This window comes from Blautia massiliensis (ex Durand et al. 2017), assembly GCF_001487165.1.
GTDB classification, from domain to species: domain Bacteria; phylum Bacillota; class Clostridia; order Lachnospirales; family Lachnospiraceae; genus Blautia_A; species Blautia_A fusiformis.
On record NZ_LN913006.1, the window covers coordinates 2,847,175 to 2,869,566 of the forward strand.

General features: G+C 45.0%; 19 protein-coding genes and 1 riboswitch. Of the genes, 16 read left to right on the plus strand and 3 right to left on the minus strand.

Annotated features, from left to right (window positions below):
* Window positions 1-222: 222 nt before the first annotated feature.
* Window positions 223-1,740, plus strand: coding sequence for a CoA-acylating methylmalonate-semialdehyde dehydrogenase (locus BN3261_RS14100; protein ID WP_021651218.1), 1,518 nt, complete (start codon window positions 223-225; stop codon window positions 1,738-1,740).
* Window positions 1,741-1,892: 152 nt separating this feature from the next.
* On the opposite strand, the gene BN3261_RS14105 is transcribed toward BN3261_RS14100, so the two are convergent.
* A complete protein-coding gene (locus BN3261_RS14105) occupies window positions 1,893-2,657 on the minus strand; it encodes a DeoR/GlpR family DNA-binding transcription regulator (protein ID WP_059086579.1) in 765 nt (254 codons plus the stop codon).
* Window positions 2,658-2,867: 210 nt separating this feature from the next.
* Between BN3261_RS14105 and BN3261_RS14110 the strand changes: the two genes are divergently transcribed.
* From BN3261_RS14110 to BN3261_RS14145, 8 genes are all read left to right on the plus strand, one after another.
* Window positions 2,868-3,284: a Fur family transcriptional regulator gene (locus BN3261_RS14110; protein WP_059086580.1), complete on the plus strand. Its 417-nt coding sequence runs from the start codon at window positions 2,868-2,870 to the stop codon at window positions 3,282-3,284.
* A gap of 17 nt (window positions 3,285-3,301) precedes the next feature.
* Window positions 3,302-4,231, plus strand: a complete 930-nt coding sequence (locus BN3261_RS14115; protein ID WP_408611437.1) for a metal ABC transporter substrate-binding protein — start codon at window positions 3,302-3,304, stop codon at window positions 4,229-4,231.
* Window positions 4,232-4,269: 38 nt separating this feature from the next.
* Window positions 4,270-4,932: a metal ABC transporter ATP-binding protein gene (locus BN3261_RS14120; protein WP_015526432.1), complete on the plus strand. Its 663-nt coding sequence runs from the start codon at window positions 4,270-4,272 to the stop codon at window positions 4,930-4,932.
* The gene (locus BN3261_RS14125) at window positions 4,929-5,726 is read left to right on the plus strand and encodes a metal ABC transporter permease (RefSeq protein WP_015526431.1); all 798 of its coding nucleotides are present in this window, start codon (window positions 4,929-4,931) and stop codon (window positions 5,724-5,726) included. The genes BN3261_RS14120 and BN3261_RS14125 overlap by 4 nt, the downstream gene beginning before the upstream one ends.
* Window positions 5,727-5,822: 96 nt before the next feature.
* Entirely contained in the window at window positions 5,823-7,292 is a 1,470-nt protein-coding gene (locus BN3261_RS14130) for a S1C family serine protease (RefSeq protein WP_059086582.1), read from the plus strand.
* A 215-nt stretch (window positions 7,293-7,507) separates the two neighbouring features.
* Window positions 7,508-7,714 (plus strand): hypothetical protein, encoded by a 207-nt coding sequence (locus tag BN3261_RS17795; RefSeq protein WP_015526429.1) that lies wholly within the window; start codon window positions 7,508-7,510, stop codon window positions 7,712-7,714.
* On the plus strand, window positions 7,711-8,268 hold the full coding sequence (locus tag BN3261_RS14140; RefSeq protein ID WP_015526428.1) for an LOG family protein: 558 nt from the start codon (window positions 7,711-7,713) through the stop codon (window positions 8,266-8,268). The genes BN3261_RS17795 and BN3261_RS14140 overlap by 4 nt, the downstream gene beginning before the upstream one ends.
* Window positions 8,269-8,348: 80 nt before the next feature.
* The gene (locus BN3261_RS14145; protein ID WP_059086583.1) at window positions 8,349-10,868 is read left to right on the plus strand and encodes a beta-mannosidase; all 2,520 of its coding nucleotides are present in this window, start codon (window positions 8,349-8,351) and stop codon (window positions 10,866-10,868) included.
* Window positions 10,869-10,994: 126 nt separating this feature from the next.
* On the opposite strand, the gene BN3261_RS14150 is transcribed toward BN3261_RS14145, so the two are convergent.
* On the minus strand, window positions 10,995-12,407 hold the full coding sequence (locus BN3261_RS14150) for an alanine/glycine:cation symporter family protein (protein WP_059086584.1): 1,413 nt from the start codon (window positions 12,405-12,407) through the stop codon (window positions 10,995-10,997).
* A 1-nt stretch (window position 12,408) separates the two neighbouring features.
* Window positions 12,409-12,516, minus strand: a riboswitch (glycine riboswitch).
* 171 nt (window positions 12,517-12,687) lie between these two features.
* Window positions 12,688-13,587: a LysR family transcriptional regulator gene (locus tag BN3261_RS14155; RefSeq protein ID WP_059086585.1), complete on the minus strand. Its 900-nt coding sequence runs from the start codon at window positions 13,585-13,587 to the stop codon at window positions 12,688-12,690.
* 331 nt (window positions 13,588-13,918) lie between these two features.
* On the opposite strand from BN3261_RS14155, the gene BN3261_RS14160 reads away from it, so the two are divergent.
* The 7 genes from BN3261_RS14160 to BN3261_RS14190 all read left to right on the plus strand — a co-directional run bounded on the left by BN3261_RS14160 (window position 13,919) and on the right by BN3261_RS14190 (window position 22,279).
* Window positions 13,919-15,184: an SLC13 family permease gene (locus BN3261_RS14160; protein WP_059086586.1), complete on the plus strand. Its 1,266-nt coding sequence runs from the start codon at window positions 13,919-13,921 to the stop codon at window positions 15,182-15,184.
* A 217-nt stretch (window positions 15,185-15,401) separates the two neighbouring features.
* Window positions 15,402-16,307: a L(+)-tartrate dehydratase subunit alpha gene (gene ttdA / locus BN3261_RS14165; protein ID WP_059086587.1), complete on the plus strand. Its 906-nt coding sequence runs from the start codon at window positions 15,402-15,404 to the stop codon at window positions 16,305-16,307.
* Window positions 16,308-16,327: 20 nt separating this feature from the next.
* Window positions 16,328-16,960, plus strand: coding sequence for a L(+)-tartrate dehydratase subunit beta (ttdB, locus tag BN3261_RS14170; RefSeq protein WP_021977663.1), 633 nt, complete (start codon window positions 16,328-16,330; stop codon window positions 16,958-16,960).
* Between the two features lie 341 nt (window positions 16,961-17,301).
* Complete coding sequence (locus BN3261_RS14175) at window positions 17,302-17,943, plus strand: YczE/YyaS/YitT family protein (protein WP_059086588.1); 642 nt, start codon at window positions 17,302-17,304, stop codon at window positions 17,941-17,943.
* Window positions 17,944-18,468: 525 nt separating this feature from the next.
* Window positions 18,469-18,990 (plus strand): cysteine hydrolase family protein, encoded by a 522-nt coding sequence (locus BN3261_RS14180; protein WP_044960348.1) that lies wholly within the window; start codon window positions 18,469-18,471, stop codon window positions 18,988-18,990.
* Window positions 18,991-19,021: 31 nt separating this feature from the next.
* Window positions 19,022-21,022 (plus strand): CHAP domain-containing protein, encoded by a 2,001-nt coding sequence (locus BN3261_RS17800; protein WP_059086589.1) that lies wholly within the window; start codon window positions 19,022-19,024, stop codon window positions 21,020-21,022.
* Window positions 21,023-21,310: 288 nt separating this feature from the next.
* A complete protein-coding gene (locus BN3261_RS14190) occupies window positions 21,311-22,279 on the plus strand; it encodes a PD-(D/E)XK nuclease family transposase (RefSeq protein WP_110925825.1) in 969 nt (322 codons plus the stop codon).
* The last annotated feature ends 113 nt before the right edge of the window (window positions 22,280-22,392 follow it).

A 22,392-nucleotide genomic window follows, 5' to 3' on the forward strand; every position in this document is an offset into this window, starting at 1 on the left:
GCTGTAAATGCATGCGTTTCAAGAGTTTATACAGGGAACATGGAATACCATGAAATGTGAATAAATTAACACATAATTTTGAAAAAATATACTCAAAATATAACCATACTATATTGACAAAATTAAAAATAAATGATAATCTGTGACCAGAACAAAACGAGAATGACTAAAATTTTTATGAAGTTAAGAATAAAAAGGTAAGCACGAAAGGAGTATCTTAAAATGGCCGAGATCAAAAAAATGGGTTACTGTGTAAACGGTGAGTGGAAAGAGTCAAAGGCAGAGAAATACATGGATGTTACAGATTCCAGTACAGGTGAGGTGATCGCGCAGGTTCCCTGCTGTACACCGGATGAGGTAGAAGAGGCGATCGCTTCCGCACAGGCTGCATTCCCGGAATGGTCCTCACTTTCTCTTGCAAAGAGACAGCAGTATATGTTCAGATGGAGAGATGTTCTTTATGCTCATAAGGAAGAGCTTTCCGTACTTTGTGCAAAAGAGCTCGGAAAGAACATCAAAGAGGCAAGAGGAGATGTTCAGAAAGCAATTGAGCCTACAGAAGAGGCATGTGCACTTCCGACAATGATCCAGGGCGATGCTGCAATGCAGGTAACTACAGGATATGATACAGCTACATATCGCAAACCACTTGGAGTAACTGCTGGTATTGTTCCGATGAACTTCCCGGCAATGATCCCATGGGGCTGGATGGTTCCACTTTCTATTGCATGTGGAAATACAGTAGTACTGAAAGCAAGCTCCCAGACACCACTTACAGCTATGAGGATCATGGAGCTCTTCTATACAGAGGGCGGATTCCCGAAGGGTGTTGTAAACCTTGTGACCTGCAGCCGTGTAGAGGCTGATATCCTTCTTACAGATGAGAGAGTAAAGGCTGTTACATTCGTAGGAACAACAGGTGTTGGTAAACAGGTATATTCCAAGGCAGCAGCTCATGGCAAACGAGTTCAGGCACAGTGTGAGGCAAAGAACCATGCACTTGTACTTGAGGACTGCAACCTTGAGGCTACTGTTAATGCGATCATCAACTCTACATACGGATGCGCAGGTATGAGATGTATGGCTCTTCCGGTTGTATGCGTACAGGATAGTATCGCAGACGAATTTGTTTCACTTCTTAAGAAAAAAGCAGAGGCTATGAAGCTTGGCTGTGCATATGATGAAGATACCGATCTCGGCCCGGTTGTAAATGCAGGCCATAAGGAGAAGATCTGCAACTGGATCCAGAAGGGTATCGATGAGGGTGCGGAGCTTGTACTTGACGGACGTAATGTAGTAGTTCCGGGATATGAGAACGGATTCTTCGTAGGACCGACAATTCTTGATCATGTAACACCGGAGATGACAGTTGGAAACCGTGAGATCTTCGGACCGGTAACCTGTATCAAACGAGTAAAGGATTACGAGGAAGGCATCGCAGTCATGAATGCCAATCCATTTGCAAATGGTTCCTGTATCTTTACACAGAGCGGATATTACAGCCGTAAATTCGCTATGGAGACAGATGGCGGTATGGTAGGAATCAACGTTGGTATCCCGGTTCCGACAGCATACTTCCCATTCTCCGGAAACAAGGATTCCTTCTTCGGCGATCTGCACGTTCTCGGAAAAGACGGCTATCGTTTCTTCACAAGAGCAAAAACAGTTACAACACACTGGTTCGATGAAGCTGCCGGAAAGAGAAAGGTCGGCACATGGGAAGGAAGTACTGAGGCTTAAGAAAGCTTCATAAATAAATTTATGACACTGTAAGGTAGATCGGGTAAGATCTGCTTTTCAGATAAAATCCTCTAATGAAATGAGCATATTCAAAAACGGTGCATCTGCTGGATTTCCGGCAGATGCACCGTTTTTTAGGGACAATATCCGATTTAATCGATCGTCATAACACGGATGCCGTGCTCCTGGCAGAAGCTGTCGTATTCTTCAGGAAGTGGCTGGTCGGTTACGATGGCGTCAAGCTTTTCCATGGAAGAATAGGTCATAAGAGAGATCCGGCCGAATTTGGAATGGTCTGCAAGAAGGATTATGCTGTTGGCATTCTCTGCGATGGCTTTTTTGGTGATGTATTCCTCGGCGCTGGCATTGGTAAGTCCGCTCTTCATGGTTACACCTGTGCAGGCCATAAAAGCCATGGAAATGTTGTAGGTCTGCAGATAATCATTGATATCCGGTCCTGTGAAGGACAGGGTCTTGCGGTTCAGCTTTCCGGGAACGGAAATGATATCCAGGTTCGGATAGGATGCTGCCTTGTTGAAGATAAGCAGGCTGTTGGTCAGGATCGTACAGTGCTTATCTGCAATAAAATCAACCAGGTTCAGGCAGGTTGTACCTGTATCGATATAGATGGTATCGTCTTCTGCCACAAGCTCTGCGGCACGGCGGCAGATTTCTTTCTTTTCGTCAGGAAAACGTCCGCCACGCTCTTCGTAAGACAGAAGGGGAAGAGTCTGTGGAGTTTCGAGTGCTGCGACACCGCCATATACTTTCATGATACTGCCACGTTTCAGAAGGATATCGACATCTCTTCTGATGGTGTTTTTGGATACGTTGAATTTCTCACATAATGTATCGAGAGAAGCGTTCTTATGCTCCAGCACATATTCTTCGATCATGTCCAGTCGCTGTGATTTCATAGAGGTCTACCTTCTTTCTATTGGTTAAGTCTTGGTTATATTTTATCATAAAAGAAGGTAGAGATAAAGTGCTTTTATAAGAACATACCAAAAATTATTTCCCTTCAAAAATATCTTGACGAAATTCTTATTTGAATGTAATATGAAAACGGTTTTCAAATTCAAATCTGCCATGTAAGGTGCAGTTGATAGAAGAGAGTAGGAAATATAATGGAAGAAAAAATGAAATACAGCACCAGGCAGCAGAAAATAATTCTGGAATGCCTGCAGGAATATGGAGATACATTTTATACCATAGATCAGTTTATGGAGCTCCTTCGTGGAAAAGAGATCCGGATCGGAAGGACAACGGTATACAGAGGACTGGAGCGGCTGCAGAAGGAGGGAGCGGTGCTGAAGGTTCCGTCTGTGGAGGGAGCGCCTGCCCAGTATCGTTTTATACGTGATGAGGAGCGGAAGAATTACGGTAAGCTTGTGTGTCTGGAATGTGGGCATACGATTCCTCTGCAGTGTGGATGTATCGATCATTTTGTGGGACATGTGCTGGATGAACACGGATTTGAGATTGATCAGAGCCGGACGATCTTTTATGGATATTGTGACAGCTGCAGGAGGCTTAAAAAATGAATGTTAACAGAGGGAAGATGACAGCGGTAGCAGTTCTGGCAGTGACGCTTCTTGTTGTGGGCGGTGTGACCGGATATGGTTTGCACAGGGCCGGAACGGTGGGACAGCCATTTGTGGAGGATGGCCGACTGAAGGTGATGGCCAGCTTTTATCCAATGTATGATTTTGCCCGGAAGGTAGGGGGCGACAGGATTCAGGTGAAGGATATGGTTCCGGCGGGAACGGAGCCTCATGACTGGGAGCCGGCGGCAACGGATATCCGGAATCTTGAGGATGCAGATGTGTTTGTCTATAATGGTGCGGATCTGGAGCACTGGGCGGAGGATGTACTGGATACTCTGGAGAATCAGGATCTGGTTGTGTCTGAGGCATCGGATGGTGTGGAGCTTCTGGATGGAGGACATGATCATGCTCATGGTGATGAAGGAAAAGATCCGCATGTCTGGCTTGATCCTATGCGTGCAAAGCAGGAAATGAAAAATATCAGAGATGCTTTTGTGAAGGCTGATCCTGGGAACGGTGATTATTATGAAGCAAATTATGAGAAATATGCCGGTGAATTCGATGAGCTGGATCAGGAGTTCAGAGATGGTCTGAAAGGTACGAAGAGCCGGGATATCATAGTGGCGCATGAGGCTTTTGGATATCTGTGCAATGCCTATGATCTGAAGCAGCTGGCTATCGAAGGGCTGACACCGGATTCAGAGCCTGATCCTGCCAAGATGCAGGAAGTGATCGAGTATGCGAAAAAATACGACATCCATACCATATTTTTTGAGGAGCTGGCAAGTCCCAAGGTGGCGAAGACAGTGGCGAAGGAAGTGGATGCGGTGACGGCTGTGCTGAATCCGATCGAGGGATTAAGTGAGGAGGATATCGAGGCCGGAGAGGATTATTTTTCTGTGATGAGGAAGAATCTGGAGGCGCTCAGGAAGGCATTGAACTGAAGGTGCAGGACAGCAGCTGTAACAAAAAAGGAGAAATTATGGGAATTTTGATAGAAAATCTTTCGTTTCACTATACAGGGACACCTGTGCTGGATCAGGTGAATCTGGAGGTGAAGGATGGCGATTATGCCATCCTTACCGGTGAAAACGGAAGTGGAAAAAGTACATTTCTGAAGCTTCTTCTGGGCGAACTGAAGGCGCAGGAGGGAAGTATCACCGTAAATGGAAAAGATATTTCTGCCACATTCGGAAAAGGAGATCTGGGATATGTTCCACAGAACAGTATCAGCAGAAACCAGAATTTTCCGGCGACTGTGGAAGAAATCATGATGACAGGTGTGTATTCCTCTTCCTGGAAGGCACGTTTCCGGGCAAAAAAAGAGATCCCGCGTTTGAAAGCCGCACTTGCGGAGATGGAAATGGAAGAGTTCTGGAAAAGAAGGATCGGAGATCTTTCCGGAGGACAGCAGCAGAGGGTCATGCTGGCACGTGCACTGGCAGGAAAACCGAAGATCCTGATCCTGGATGAGCCTACCACAGGAATGGATATGGTTTCTGTGAAAACACTTGCAGAAGTTCTGAGGAAGCGGAATGAGGAACAGGGGTTGACGATCCTTATGGTTACTCATGGAAATTCAGGTGAGTTTAAAGGAGCAAACCGGTTCTTTAAAGCGGAAGAGGGGAGGATCGACGAAGTATGAGTATTTTACAGTATGGATTTATGCAGAGGGCTTTTCTGGTGGGAATCCTTCTGGCTGTGATCACGCCCTGCATCGGGATCACCATTGTTCTGAAACGGATGTCCATGATCGGAGATGCGCTTTCCCATTCTTCACTGGCTGGTGTTGTGCTGGGACTGATACTTGGAGTGAATCCGGTAGCCGGTGCAGTAGTGATGTGCATCGTAGCTGCTCTTGGAATTGAGGCTATCCGCAAAAAAATTCCGCGTTATTCGGAGGTGGCGATCTCCATCGTCATGTCTGCCGGGATCGGACTGGCCGGTGTGCTGTCCGGCTTTGTGGAAAACGGTGCCAGTCTGAACAGCTTTTTGTTCGGAAGTATTGTGTCCATCAGTGAAGGAGAGCTGGCGCTGGTAGTTGTGATCAGTGTGCTGGTACTGGCAGCAGTGCTGTTTTTTTACAGGGAACTGTTTTATATCGGCTTTGATGAAAATGCGGCAAGGATCTCCGGTGTTTCCGTGCGGAATATTAATTTTCTTTTTACTATTCTGACGGCTCTGACAGTTTCCATTGCGTCCCGTACAGTAGGAACCCTGATCGTTTCCTCCATGCTGGTAGTTCCGGTGGCGTGTGGGATGCAGATGGCAAAAAGCTATAAGGGTACACTGATCTGTGCCATTATCGTGGCGGTATGTACCACCATTGCCGGACTGTTTCTTTCCTATTATGCCGGACTGAAACCAGGTGGAATGATCGTTCTTCTTGAGGTTGCGTGGTTTGTAGTTGTGATGACAGTGAAAAGTTTTAACAAATAAAACACATTTTTCCCACAAAGTAAACACAATTAACCCATATACTTTGAAGCATCAAAAGGAAACAGAGAAGAATTTTTTCCCAGGGAGGACTTAACCATGAACAATAACAGAAAATTAAAAATAAAGAAAATGATGAAAAAGGGTGCAACCATCAGCCTGTGTGCAGTACTTGCCGGCGGCATTGGAGTTGGTGCATATGAAGGTATAAATTATTTCTCCGGTGCACAGTCCGTACAGGCGGCAACCGACAGCTCCGAGAATCTGACTCTTATGAAGTCTGATAAAAAATCAAATAAAGACAGCGAAGATACAGAGGATACAAAATCCTCCGATACAAAGGGCAGTCTGGATGTATCAGATGTTGCTGAGAAGGCAATGCCTTCTGTAGTTGCCATCACAACCAAGTCCGTTCAGGAGGTTCAGGATTATTACAGCATGTTTGGTTCCCAGTATGCGCCGAGCCAGGAGCAGGAAGTTGAAGGAAGCGGTTCCGGTATTATCATCGGAAAAACAGATTCTGAGCTGCTGATCGCCACAAACTATCATGTTGTGGATGGTGCCGATACCTTGTCAGTTGCCTTTGCAGATGGTAATGCTTATGAGGCTACGGTAAAGGGCTTTGATGAAAGCGAGGATCTTGCAGTTGTTTCTGTTGCAACGAAGGATGTTTCGGATGATACAATGGATGCAATTTCTGTTGCAAAGATCGGAAGCTCTGATGATCTGAAGATCGGTGAGCAGGTTGTTGCCATCGGTAATGCACTTGGCTATGGCCAGTCCGTTACTACTGGTATTGTCAGTGCTAAGAACCGTAAGACAGATGCATCAGGACAGATCGAGGGTGATTCTACAGATAACAGCAGCAGTATCAACAAAGGCGTGAACCTGATCCAGACAGATGCGGCTATCAATCCCGGTAACAGTGGCGGTGCGCTTCTGAATATGGATGGTGAGGTTGTTGGTATTAACTCTTCCAAGCTTGCTTCTACTGAGGTTGAAGGTATGGGTTATGCCATTGCAATTTCTGATGTTGCGGATTCTCTTGAGAACATGATGAATGCCAAGGCAAGAGATAAAGTGGATAATCATGGTATCCTTGGTATCACAGGCAGTACAGTAAGTACGGAGGCAGTACAGATTTATGGTATCCCGCAGGGTGTATTTGTTTCGAAGGTAACCGAGGGCGGCCCTGCCGATGATGCAGGTATTACCAAGAATATGGTCATTACAGAGTTTGATGGTAAAACGATCACCAGTATCGATCAGCTGGTTGAGCTGCTTCAGTATTATGAGCCGAAGGAAAAGATCGATGTGACGGTTGCAGTTCTGGATGGTAATGAATATAAGGAGAAGACACTCACTGTAAAACTTGGTAAAGATGACAGTTCCAGCAAGGATAGCAAGGACAGCTCTGAGGATAGCACGTCCCAGGATTCCCAGGATGCAGATGTCCCAGATATCCAGGGAGGACAGGATGACTCCGATCAGGGGGATGCAGATGCATTTGCTGATGATGGAGAAGCTAGCCTGTTCAGAGATTTTGAGCAGAATGGCTTGTATGACTGATCAGTCCCTAAATTATAGATGGAGAGCATTTTCGAGGTGAAGAACCGCAATCAGTTCATCCCCTCCATGAATCCGCAGGAAAGAAACCAGAAATACAGCGGATGGAAAGACGCAGTAGAAAAAGTTCTCGTATAATAAAACGGGAGCTTCAGGCAGCGGCAATTGCTTGACCCCATGTGTATGTCAGATTATAATAAAATAACAGGCATTTTCGGATGCATTCCAGATGTATCGGAAATGACGGAAAGCCGGTCTTTGCCAGTATCATGTGCAGAGGCCGGCAAAAGTTATATTCAGAGATAAACGATCATCCATTTGCAGTAGCTGTGCAGTGGCATCCGGAGATGATGTATGATTCTTCGGAGCAGCTGAAGCTTCTACGGGCATTTGTGGAGGCAGCAGGGAAGGAGACGGAAGCATGAATATTTGTATCTATGGAGCGTCCAGCGCAGAGCTGAAAAAGATCTATTATGAGAAAACGGAAGAGCTGGGACAGCTGATGGGAAAGCGAGGACACGGCCTTGTTTTCGGAGGTGGAAAAGAGGGGCTGATGGGGGCGGCAGCCCGGGGTGTTGACAGAGAAAAAGGCTATATCCTGGGTATCGCACCGAGATTTTTTGACCAGCCGGGAGTGTTGTATGAGCATTGTACAGAGTTCATTTTTACTGAAAATATGCGTGAGAGGAAGCACCTGCTGGAAAGCCGCTCGGATGCGACCATCGTGGTACCTGGGGGAATTGGTACTTATGAGGAGTTTTTTGAGATTCTGACATTGAAGAGTCTGGGACGGATCGACAGGCCGATCGTTCTTTATAATATTCAGGGATATTACGACAGCATGCAGGCACTCCTGGAATACACAGCAGGGGAAAAATTTATGTCCAGAGATGTTGTGGGTATGTGCCGGTTCATGAAAGACCCGGAGGAGATCCTGGATTATATTGAGAATTACCGGAATTATGGGGGAAGGCTATAAATAAAATACAGTACGGCTGATACAACAGCCCTGTATATAAGATCGTGCGAAGGGGATTTTTACAGGAGAAGATATATTTTATGAGGAAAATAATGTTAAATGGCCAGTGGGAGCTGGCAGAAGCAGGAAATGACAGATTATGTGAGGTACAGGTTCCGGGATCTGTGCTTTCCGGGCTCTATGGTGCCGGGAAGATCGAAGATCCTTTTTACCGGACAAATGAGGATGTGACAAGGGAACTGTTCCGGAAGGATTATGAATTCAGCAGAACATTTGTGGCTGCAGAGGATATCCTAAAAGAAGAAAAAATAATTCTGGTCTGTGAGGGGCTGGATACTCTTGCAGATATTTATATCAATGGGCAAAAAGCCGGATCTGCAGATAACATGCATCGTACCTGGAAGCTGGATGTGAAAGAATTTCTTCATTCCGGGGAGAATCAGATCCGGATCGTATTCCGGTCGGTATTCAAGTATATCGAAGCTTATGAGTATGAAGATAATAAAGAGATCCACTATGTTCCCTGCGGTGGAATGAAAGGAAACCAGCTGATCCGGAAGGCTCATTGTATGTTTGGATGGGACTGGGGCCCCCAGACCATTGATGCCGGGATTTTTCGGGATATTTATCTGGAAGCATACAGTCATCCGAGAATTGAGGATGTGAAGATCACACAGGTGCATGGGGATAATGCTGTGGATGTGTGTACAACTGTGGCTGTAAGCGGAGATGCTGTGGATAAGTGTCAGGTGAGGGTGACGATCCAGGAGGATGCAGAGAGCGTCTGTGGACATAGAACAGGTGCTAACGACCGAAAAACGGAAGCCCATGTATGCAAAGTGGGGGAGACTGTATCAGCGAATAATAATCCAGCAGTGCTGACATCTTCGATCCACAACCCGAAGCTCTGGTGGCCAAACGGCTACGGCGATCAGCCGTTATATAAAGTTCAGGTGGAACTTCTGGACGAGTATGGCACAGTTCTGGAAACCATAACGAAGCGCATCGGTCTCCGTACCCTTACCATCAGCCAGGAAAAAGATCTCTGGGGAAAAGAGTTCGCGTTCTGTGTCAATGGCGTGAAAATTTTTGCCATGGGGGGAAATTATATTCCGGAGGACTGCATCTATTCCAGGATCACACCGGAGGTCCAGAAGTATCTTCTGGAATCCTGCAAACGTGCCAATTTTAACTGTGTCCGTGTGTGGGGCGGCGGTTATTATCCTTCGGATCATTTCTATGATCTTTGTGATGAGATGGGACTGATCGTATGGCAGGATCTGATGTTCGCATGTAATGTTTATGATCTTACAGAAGAATTTGAAGATAATATCACGAAGGAGATCACGGAAAATGTAAAACGTCTCCGTCATCATGCATCCCTTGGCCTGTGGTGCGGAAACAATGAGATGGAGTCTGCCTGGGATCACTGGCCGGAGGTACAGAGTGAGTCGAAATATCTCCGTGCGGACTACATAAAAATGTTTGAGTATGTGATTCCGAAAGCAGTGAGGGCGGCAGACAGCGAGACCTTTTTCTGGCAGTCTTCCCCAAGTTCCGGAGGTTGCTTTGATGATCCGGACGATGAGAACAGAGGAGACTGTCACTACTGGGATGTATGGCATGGTCAGAAGCCTTTTACAGATTATCAGAAGCATTATTTTCGTTTCTGCTCGGAGTTTGGCTTCCAGTCTTTTCCGTGCCTGAAAACTGTGGAAAGCTTTACGGAAGAGAAAGACAGGAATATTTTTTCCAGGGTGATGGAGAACCACCAGAAAAATCCTGCAGCTAACGGAAAGATCCTGTATTATCTTTCCGAGAATTTCCGTTATCCGGAGAATTTCCGCAAGCTTCTCTATGTGAGCCAGATCCTTCAGGGAATGGCCATGAAGTATGGAGTAGACCACTGGAGACGTCACAGAGGCCGCTGTATGGGTACCCTTTACTGGCAGATCAATGACAACTGGCCGGTGGCATCCTGGGCAAGTATCGACTACTTTGGCCGTTGGAAGGCACTTCATTATATGGCAAAAAAATTCTATGGGCCACAGGCGGTGAGTATGTGCATGGATGGGGATATCATGCAGGTGTATCTGGCAAATGAAAGTATGGACGCACAGTCATATCAGGTTGCCTTTTATGTGAAAAATATGGAATGCGAGATTCTTGAGAAGCTTACCGGAACGGGCACTATGGGTGTGCAGGAGTCCGCTCCGATCCTGGCGGTGGATGTTTCCGGATGGGAAGACAAGAAGTATGAGATCTTTCTTGAGGCGGAAGTGACACTTGCTGACGGAGATGTGCTCTGTGATGTGGAGACCCTTGTTCCGTATAAATATCTGGAGCTGGATAAACCGGAGATCACTGCCGAGGTGGAGGAGCAAGGTGATGCATTTGTGATCCATTTAAAAAGCAGCTGCTTCAGCCCGTTTACAGCTATTGGATTTACTGATGCGGATGTTACTCTGGAGGATAATTTTTTCCATATGACAGATGGAGAGGAAATGTGTGTCCGGCTTGATAAGAAAGATATCCGAAATGGAGAGATTCTGGATGCAGCGGATCTGACACAGCAGATGGAGATCCTGACGCTGGCATAGAAAGCTTTTAAATAAAAAAGACGCGGCCTTTTATCGGAAGATAAAAAGGTTCGCGTCTTTTTTTATATGATATTAGGGGATCAACATGGGTTTGTGTGTGTTTACATTTGATTACGATATTTGGGATCAGAATTCGTAATTTTTATGTCTTTTGAAGAAATCCTTAGTTTCCTTTACAACCACACCGCTCAGGGCAAGAAGAGCGATCAGGTTCGGGAATGCCATCAGGGCATTGAAGATATCTGCGATGTTCCATACAGCTGCTACAGTCATATATGGTCCGATGAATACGCAGATGATGTACAGCCAGCGGTATGTTGTAACTGCGGCTTTGTTTCTGTTGAACAGGTATTCCAGACATCTTTCACCGTAGTAATCCCATCCGAGGATTGTTGTGAATGCGAAGAATACCAGGCACAACATCAGTGAGAAGGATGCTACAACCGGCGGGAAAGGAAGTCCTTTCTGGAAAGCTGCTGTTGTGATGGCAACACCCTCAAGACCTGTGTTCCATGTCTCTGTGATGACGATGGAAAGACCTGTCATGGTACAGATCACGATGGTATCGATGAATGTACCTGTCATGGATACAAGACCCTGACGTACCGGCTCCTTTGTCTGAGCTGCAGCGGCTGCGATCGGGGCACTACCAAGACCGGACTCATTGGAGAAGATACCGCGGGCGATACCCTTCTGCATAGCTACGACCATGGTTCCCATTGCGCCACCTGCAAGGGCGCTTCCTGTGAAAGCAGATTTTACGATAGTTACGATCGCTGTAGGTACTGCAGTGATGTTTGTGATCACGATGATCAGTGCCAGTGCAACATAGAGAACTGCCATAAACGGTACAACGACCTGGGATACCTTTGCGATCCTCTTGATTCCGCCGAGAACGACAAGTCCTACACATACGGTAAGTATCAGACATGCAACTACAGTTGCCCAGGAATATGTATTTCCGAAAAGTGCTACTGTGTGTGCTTTATCCGGGTCAAAGAAATTGGTAACTGCAGATGAGATACCGTTTACCTGTGTAAAGGTTCCGATACCGAAAAGTCCCACACCTGCTCCGAAAAATGCGAAGATCTTGGCAAGCCATCTCCATTGTTTTCCCATACCGTTTTCGATGTAGTAGAAAGGTCCGCCGAGAACGTGGCCTTCTTTGTCAATGGTACGGTACTTGATCGCCAGAAGTCCTTCTGCGTATTTGGTTGCCATTCCGAAGAATGCGGCTACGATCATCCAGAAAAGTGCTCCTGGTCCGCCGGCTGCGATAGCAGTTGCGACACCTACGATATTTCCGGTTCCGATGGTTGCTGAAAGCGCAGTACACAGAGCTCCGAAGCTTGTGACCTCACCATCGCCGCCTTCTTCATTTTTTACCATGAATTTCAGTGCCTTTCCGAGGTGCCTTACCTGTAAAAGACCTAACCGAGTGGTTAACAGAATTCCTGTGAACAGGATCAGAATGATCAGCGGAAGTCCCCAAACGACTCCGTCAAACCATGTGATAAAGTTGTTGATTTGTGTAAACATTACTCTTTCCTCCATCCTTTTGCCTGAGAGATTTACAGCATTTTGTGTGCTGCGTACACCTTCGGCGCTCTTCCCTTTTGATTTGAAGAGACTCTCCTGAGTTTTTTTATTTTTGAATGATGCCAGGACCTTTTTGTGTACGGTAGTGGCGGTCATTCGTTCTGTGTAGAAAAACACTGTAACACAGAGTATCACATGAATTGATGGATTTCAATGGTTTTTTAAAAAAAAATGCATTTATTAGAAAAATTAATCGACATATAATTGGAAGTTTGGGGATTTACTTTTCTATCAGCGGATGTTCTTTGTAATACATGCGGGTGAAATGCAGAAATGTCAGCATATCGCCGCTGATATATTTGCTTTTTTTCCATACCATGCCGATTTTTATGCGGACAGGTGGATTGAGCGGGATACCGGTAACATTGGAAGTGGAAAAGTTATCGGTCATGCTGGAGTAGAGAAAGCAGCCATATTTTCCGGTTTTTACAAATTGTAGGGTGGTGTAGATCTGGCTGCTCCGCATAACGATATTGGGTGTGTGGCCATCCATCTCAAAACGCATTTTCAGGATCTGATTCTGGACGGAGTCAGCATTGAAAAAGATCAGCTGCTCTTTCACCATATCTTTTGTTGTGACTGATTTTTTTTCTGCCAGCCTGTGGTCGTTGCTCACACAGAAAACCACCTGGTCGTTGGCCAGGACGGTGTTGTGAAATTTATCTATATTATACTGTTCCATATTGACCAAAGCTACATCCAGGGTGTCATCCTGTACCAGATTGCAGGCACGGACAGATCCGTATTCTTCCAGTACTACGGCAATTTCCGGGTGCTTTTCGTGAAACGCCGTAAGCAGCTCCGGAAAAAATACGGTACTCAGCATGGGAGGGATCCCGATGCGAAGAGGGGGCTTTATCCTGGACATGCTGGAGTAATCGGCCTGAAGCTCATTACAATATTGAAGGATATAGGTAGCTTTTTTGTAGAAGGACTCTCCCTCCTGGGTCAGACTCAGCTGATTTCCTTTTCTGGAAAAAAGGCTGATCCCGAATTCAATCTCCAGATCGCGGATAGCCATGGAAATGGTGGGCTGGGTCACATATAATTCTTCGGCTGCCTTTGTGATGCTGTGGCAGCGGCTGGCTGTGCAGAAATAGCGTAGTTGATTCAGTGTCATGATAAACCTTCTCTCGATGAATTGTCAGATTAAATTTTTTAGTAAAGTTTTTCATTTCTGTCCGGAAAAGATGTGACAGAGTATTTTGGTGTCTACATAAAAATAGCATAGAAATATAATTTTTGCCAGATTCATTTGCTGATACGCTGATTTTATGTTAGTAATGTACAAAAATTATCATTAAAAACTGATACTATAAATATTTTTTATGCGGATATATGTTTCATTAATTTGTTTTTTTATATGTACACCGGTTATAATGGAACCATCAAAAGAAACGTGTACGGCCTATACTTTTCAGGAAAAAACCAAATGGAAGGAGAGTACAGAAATGTCTCAGACAACTATCACATTGCTGTTTCTTGTGTTCACCATTATCAGTTTCATCCTTGAAAAAATTCCTCTTGGTCTGACGGCTTCGATCTGTGCGATCGGCCTGACCCTTACAGGAGTTGTGGATGCAACAACAACATTTTCACAGTATGTAAACAGTAACGTAATCCTTTGCGTTGGCATGTTTGTAGTAGGCCAGGCATTGTTCGAAACAGGAATGGCAAATAAGATCGGAGGACTGGTCACGAAATTTGCCAGAACAGAAAAAACACTGATCATTGCGATCATGGTGATCGTAGGTGTAATGTCCGGATTCTTATCCAATACAGGTACTGCAGCAGTGCTGATCCCGGTAGTCTGTGGAATCGCCGATGAGTCCGGCTATTCCAGAAGCCGTCTTCTGATGCCGCTGGTATTTGCCGCAGCACTTGGCGGAAACCTTTCTATTATCGGTGCACCCGGAAACCTGATGGGTGTGAATGCACTTCAGGAGATGGGGCTTTCCACAAGCTTCTTTATGTATGCGCCGGTTGGAGTTCCGATGCTTCTGATCGGAATCCTCTACTTTGTCCTTATCGGATATAAATTCCTTCCGGATGGAAAGAATGCATCCGGTGCAGCTCTTGAAGATCAGCAGGATTTCAGCCATGTACCGAAGTGGAAACAGACTGTTTCCCTGGTAGTACTGATCCTTGTGATCCTTGCAATGATCTTTGAGAAAGAGATCGGCATCAGCATTGAGGTTTCCGCATGTATCGGAGCGATCCTCCTGGTTCTGACAGGAGTTATTTCCGAAAAAGAAGCACTGAAATCTATTGACCTGAAAGTTGTATTCCTTTTCGGCGGTTCTCTGACACTTGCAAAAGCATTGGATACAACCGGAGCCGGAGAACTGATCGCAGATAAGATCGTAGGACTTCTTGGAGCAGATCCGAGTCCGATCCTTCTTCTTCTGGTGATCTTTATTGTAACCTGTGTGCTGACAAATTTCATGTCAAATACAGCAACCACAGCACTGATGATTCCAATTGCGGTATCTCTTGCAAACAACCTCGGAGCAGATCCGAGAGCCGTTGTTATCGCAACTGTTATCGCAGGTTCCTGTGCATATGCAACACCGATCGGTATGCCAGCAAACACCATGGTAGTCGGTCTTGGAGGATACAAATTCAAGGACTATGTGAAATCCGGTCTGCCGCTGATCCTGGTATCCTTTGTGATCTGTATGATCCTGTTGCCGATCCTGTTTCCGTTCTATCCGTAAGGAGAGAAACTTTTGAGTTACTGTTCACTTTGTGACCAGCAACACTTTTGATTAAGTTCATTCCCTTCTGCACTGACCATACAGTGAAGGAGAAATGATAAATAAGCCAAAAAAGCCATCTTAACCATTAATCAGCCAAAATTAATGATGAAACAACCAACAAAAACCTATGTAACTAAAAAACATTAAACCATCGAACCATATCAGGAGGTAAATCATGACTAAGGAAAATGGAGTTAAAGTATTAACAGACATGGTAGCAGATTTTGTTGCCCATATTGGAAAAAAATTACCGGATGACGTAGTTAATAAACTTGAAGAGCTTGGATCACAGGAAACAGCTGCACTTCCAAAGGTTCTTTATGAGACCATGACAAAGAACCAGGGACTTGCTGTAGAGCTGAACCGCCCAAGCTGTCAGGATACAGGTGTTCTTCAGTTCTGGCTGAAATGCGGAACAAATTTCCCGTATATCAATGAGCTGGAGGCACTCCTGAAAGATGCTGTTGTTCAGGCTACTTTTGCAGCACCGTTAAGACATAATTCCGTTGAGACTTTTGATGAGTACAATACAAAGAAAAACGTTGGTAAGGGAACACCGACTGTATGGTGGGATATTGTTCCAAACAGCGATAAATGTGAGATCTACGCATACATGGCAGGCGGCGGATGTACCCTTCCTGGAAAAGCAATGGTTCTGATGCCAGGTGCCGGTTATGAGGGTGTTACCGATTTCGTTCTGGATCAGATGACAACTTACGGACTGAATGCGTGTCCTCCACTTCTTGTTGGTGTTGGTGTAGGAACATCTGTAGAGACAGCTGCTCTGAACTCCAAGAAAGCGCTGATGCGTCCGATCGGTTCTCACAACGATAACGCAAACGCAGCAAAAATGGAGAAGCTTCTCGAGGATGGTATCAATGCCATCGGCCTTGGACCGCAGGGTATGGGCGGAAAGTATTCTGTAATGGGTGTCAACATTGAGAATACCGCACGTCATCCATCTACCATCGGTGTTGCAGTAAACGTTGGATGCTGGTCTCACCGTCGTGGACATCTGGTTGTAAATCCGGATCTTACAGTAACCTGTGATACTCATTCCACATGGAAATTTAATGCTTAATATAAACGGAGGGAAAAATCATGATCGAAATCAGAGGAGATAAAAAAGTTCTTATTACACCTATAAGCGCAGAAGACCTGGCTGATATCAAAATCGGCGATATTGTATGGCTGGACGGAGATCTGATGACCTGCCGTGACGTTGCTCACCGTCGTCTGGTTGAGTATGGAAGAGAGCTTCCGTATGATATCCGCAACAAAGCGATTTTCCATGCCGGCCCGATCGTTCGTAAGATCGAGGGTACAGAGGATGATTATGAAATGGTTTCTGTAGGACCGACAACTTCCATGCGTATGGAGAAGTTCGAGTATGAGTTTACAAAACTGACTGGTGTCAGAGTGATCGTTGGTAAAGGTGGTATGGGCCCGAATACGGAGCGTGCTTGTAAAGAGTTCGGTGCTATCCACTGTGTTTTCCCGGCTGGATGTGCAGTTGTGGCTGCTACAGAGGTTGAGAAGATTGTTGAGCATCACTGGGATGAGCTTGGTATGCCTGAGACTTTATGGTGCAACAAGGTTAAAGAATTTGGGCCGCTGATCGTATCTATCGATGCACAAGGACGTAACCTGTTTGAGGAGAACAAGGTTGTATTTAATGAGCGTAAAGAGGCTGCCAAGCAGGCAATTTATCCTGAGGTTAAGTTCATTAAATAATATTGGATATTGAAAAAATTTTTCGGGATATCTGAAATAACGAGGCTCTGCCATGAGAGCTTCGGGATTGACTGGTGATTGTGAAATTGAATTAACAGCGTGATATAAAAAAGAGAGATGTCCGGCAGATCATATAATGTGGTCTGCAGGATGTCTTTTTTTGTTGTTTTTTGTTGTTTCTTGGGGTTTTTATGTTTTACAGGGGTGAGGGGGTGTGATAGAATATAAGCGTTGCAGCAGGCTGGTTATTAAGGTATTATCTGGTATGGATCTTGCGCAGTGAAGGTGGATCGTGGATATCTGCCTGACAATATTTTCAGAGAGGATGAGGTATGAGGTTTATGGGGGATTTTTTGAAGAACATTAACTGGAAGCATGTTCTGATCATGTGTATCGGAAATGTTTTTGCAGGTATGGGGATTGGAATTTTCAAGCTGGCCGGGCTTGGAACGGATCCGTTCAGTGGAATGAATATGGCGGTTGCGGATATGATTGGTATGGCGTATGGTAATTTCCAGCTGATTGTAAATATTGTGCTGCTGATCATTGAGATTGCTTTTGGCAGAAGGTTCCTGGGGATCGGTACGGTTGTGAATGCGGTTTGTCTGGCTTATATTACTACTTTCTTTTATAATATTTATACTGGTGTTTTTGGATTGGAGCTTGTGACGCTGCCGGTACGTTTGGTGGCACTGTGTGTGGGTGTTGTGATCTGCTGTCTGGGACTGTCGATGTATCAGATGCCGGATGAGGGGGTTGCGCCTTATGATAGTCTTTCGCTGATCATGACAGAGAGATGGCCGAAGATTCCTTATTTCTGGCACAGGATGTCTAATGATGTGCTTTGTGCGCTGATCTGTTATCTGACTGGTGGTGTTGTGGGTATTGGTACACTGGTGACGGCTTTTGGGCTGGGACCGGTGATCCATTTCTTTAATAGGGTTTTTACCGGGAAGCTGCTTGCCTGGGTTGATGGTGAGTGAGTTTGTAGTTGTATGGGGTGAGCTGAACTGGCTGCGGGATGTGGCTGGTTCGGCTTTTTTTTGTGAAAAGGGACGCCCGTGAGGCGTGTGCTGCCTGCCGCCGGGGCTTCGTCGGGGGCTGGCTTCTAGGCTGGCGGGAATCTGCTAAAAGCGTTTTACAAAAGTCCGAACTCGCGTCTTGCAGCCGCTCAGACAGCGGACTTTTGTAAAACAACGCAGATTTCCGCCAGCCAAGAATCAGCTCCCCTCCTGCAGAGTCCGGCGACAGGCAGCACACGCCTCACGGGCTGGCTTTTCAGGGCGGTAGGGTAGTGTGGCTGCTCGGTAGTTGGCTGAGCTATCAGCGCTACGCTGGATAGCTGGGAGGAAAGGCTAAGTTTGCAGTAAGTGGCCGAAAAAAATTACCGATGCGAATCTCCACTTGACTGGATCTTTTTACCTTGACATCTTCCGTGAGAGTATGCACAATAAAGGTATCATAAATTTGCCGGACAGAAATAAATTATGAAACAAGGGGTGACAAACATGCAGAACATTCTCATTGTAGTAGACATGCAAAATGATTTCATCGACGGTGCACTTGGCACGAAGGAGGCAGCTGCCATTGTTCCGAAGGTGGAGGAGAAGATCCGGAATTTTGAAGGAAAGGTATTTTTTACAAGGGATACCCATGAAACGTATTATCTGGAGACACAGGAAGGGAAAAACCTTCCGGTTCCTCACTGTATCCGGGGCACAGCTGGATGGCAGATCCGGGAAGAGCTGGACGCCTTAAGGAAAACAGAACCCATTGATAAAGAAACCTTCGGCTCCACCGATCTTGCCGGGGAATTGACTATGATCGATGAAGATGAAGGAATCGGAAGTATTACTCTTGTGGGACTTTGCACAGATATCTGTGTGATCTCCAATGCTCTGCTGATCAAGGCATCCCTTCCGGAAGTGCCGATCTGTGTTGATGCCACATGCTGCGCAGGTGTAACACCGGAGAGTCATGAGAATGCACTGAAAGCCATGGAGGCGTGCCAGATCAGGATTATCCGGTAAGAAGGATGAAACCGCAGGAAAGGAGAAAACTATGAAAAAGAAGCTTCTGAAAAAATTAATGGTCCTTGCGCTGTCCGCAGTAACTGCCTTCAGTGCGGTACCGGCAGCAACGGTAACAGCAGCAGGTAATCCTTATCCTACAACACAGGATGTGGATCGAGATGGCTTATACGAGATCCCCTGCACACGCTTTGCATGGCAGTGCGTGTATGACAGACAGGGAATCGCATTGCCTGCATGGGGAAATGCGGTAAGCTGGTGGCAAAATGCTATCAATCAGGGCTATGCAGTAGGAAATGAGCCTGTTCCCGGTTCTATTGCTGTATGGAGCGGAGATTATTACGGACATGTTGCTTATGTAACAGCTAATCTTGGAAACAACAGATTTACGGTAGATGAGGGAGGAAGAACGGACAAAGATCAGACCTCCTCTCATGGAGTTGCATATGGATATACACTGACCAATGCAGTCGGAGGAAGGCGCCCTTATGATTCCAACAAGGTGCTGCTTGGCTTTATCTATCCGGGCGTTCGTGTACCGGGCAAGCCATATGTGAGCGTGAATCCGGGAAAAGCGAATCAGACCACAACGTTTTCCTGGAATGCAACAAGCTATGCCAGATATTATGATGTATATGTGTATAAAGCAGGAGAATCCAATCCGACGCAAGTTCAGTATGGAGTGAATGGAACAAACTGGTCCTGCACACTGCCGGCGGGGAATTACAGAGTAGCGGTGGCATCTGTGAATCATGCACAGTATGCATATACATTTTCGGATTCTGTGAATTTCACTGTCCAGGCAGCTCCGGTCACACATACACATAGCTATCAGAGAGTAACAGTAAAGGCAACCACCACTGCCAACGGATATACACAGGAGCAGTGCAGCTGCGGAAGTATACAGAATAAACAGATTATCTATTATCCGAAAAAAATACAGCTTTCCAGAACAAGCTATACTTATAATGGAAAAGTAAAAAAGCCAACGGTAAAGGTTACAGACAGCAACAACAGGGTGATCAGTGCAGACAACTATACAGTTACCTATTCTGCCGGAAGAAAATATGTTGGAACTTACCGGGTAACAGTTCGGTTTAAAGGCAATTACTCGGGAACCGTTACAAAAACCTTTAAGATTACCGGAAAAGCTCATAAACACAGCTACAAAAAACAGGTGAAGAAAGCAACTACATCCAGGAACGGATATGTCCAGTATCTTTGCTCCTGCGGTGCGGTGACCGGAAAGAAAACAATCTATTATCCGAAGACAATAAAGCTTTCTGCAACAAGCTATACATACGACGGAAAAGTAAAAACACCGAAGGTAAAAGTAACTGGTGCGAATAATAAAACCATCAGTTCCGGCAATTATAAGGTGTCATATTCCCGTGGAAGAAAAAATGTTGGTACTTATAAGGTAACGGTGAAGTTTAAGGGGAATTACAGCGGAACCGTAACAAAGACTTTTAAGATCAAGGCGAAACCTAAAAACTGGGTTTATGTGGATACGCTTCCCAAGAATATCACTTCCGATAAATATACGATCCAGTATAAACACACCTATCAGAAAACAACCTCCAGCTATGTCAATGATGGTGGTGTTTATGAGTCTGTAAGACCACTGGAGACATCTGCTTCCAGACAGCTGGTGGGCTATTATTACTATCATTTCTGCGGACCGAATACCGGACAGAATGTAAACTTTGCGCAGACGGGCTCTTATGTACATTTTGACAGTGTAGCAGCCAGTCAGGTAACCGTAGTTGCTTCCGGCGCAGATGGAGATGACTCGAGCATTACCTATTATCTGCTGAACTGGAACGGGAACGGCAGCCGGGTATGGTGCTCCAGCGGAACTACCTGTAACGGCGCATACGGAAGCCACGGAGCCAGAGGCCAGGCCTGGTACCGCATGAACCAGTACCAGAACAAAAAACTCCAGACTCAGACCACAACCTCCGAAAGTGATTGGACAACCGGTAAAGACAGCACAGCAGTAAAAACCGTTTACCGTTATAAAGCAAAATAGATCATAGATCAGTCATAAATCAGAAACTCCCTCATGTATCAGAAAAAACTGATATGTGAGGGAGTTTTTTTGCAGAAGGATATTTGTAGTCTGCGCCGTATCTGGTTGATTGCCATAAAATATTGTGTCGAAATACAGAGAAACAACAGGAAGGAAAAATCTTGGATGTAAGATAAAAATATGATATTCTATAAGTATCTTATAAGACTTATTCTAGCCGTATGGCATTCACAGATGTTTCAGATCTGAAACGAAAGTTCCATTTTTATCAGACAAGGAGAAGATTAATTGAATACGAAATTAAAGGCTTATTTTCCAATGATAAGAACCCGCGAGGAGATTTTGCGGGACATTCAGCAGAACATAAATCTGACAGAGAGATTTTATAGCTGGAAAGAAGAACAGCGAGAGGAATTTCTGGATTTCTGTACGGGAGTGAAGGGGGTGAAAATGCTGTATGATGCATTTTTTAAGGAAATTATGAATCCGGAAACAGTACCGGAAAGATTAGAGGATTTTCTTGAAGTATTGCTTCAGAGAAAGGTGAAAATTATCGAAGTTTTACCAGGAGATTCTACAAGACTGGCAGATGAGCAGTCTCTTTTGATCATGGATATTCTGGTACGATTTGATGATGGTTCATATTGTAACGTGGAAGTGCAAAAAATAGGTTACGCTTTTCCTGGGGAAAGATGCGCATGTTATTCTTCTGATCTATTATTAAGGCAATATAAAAATGCCCGAAGTACCAGAAAAGAGAATTTTTCCTATAAGGATATAAAAAGTGTATATACAATTGTACTGATTGATAAAAGTACAGGAGATTTTCATAAATATAAAGATAGATACTGCCATATTTTTCAACAGAGATCAGATACAGGATTGGAACTTAATCTGCTTCAGAAATATGTATTTCTTCCGCTTGACATCTTTCGTGAGAATATGCACAATAAAGGTATCACAGATAAACTGGATGCATGGCTGGCATTTTTGAGTATGGATTCTCCGGAAGTAATCGTGAAATTAATAAAAAAATATCCGGAGTTTACGGTCATGTACGAGCACATATATAATATATGCCGGAATGTGGAAGGGATGATGGAAATGTATTCAGAGGAATTAAAGATTCTTGACAGAAACACAGTGAAGTATATGGTTGATCAGATGCAGGAGCAGATTGATAATCAAAAGGAGAAAATTGCAGCTCAGGAAAAAGAAATTCAGATGTTAAAAAGAAAGCTTGAAGAACAGAAATAAAATATAAGATCAGAAACTCCCTCATATATCAGAAAAAACTGATATGTGAGGGAGTTTTTTTGCTTAAAAAACGGCTTATTTATTTAGATTATAGTTGGTAAATTTCACAGAGC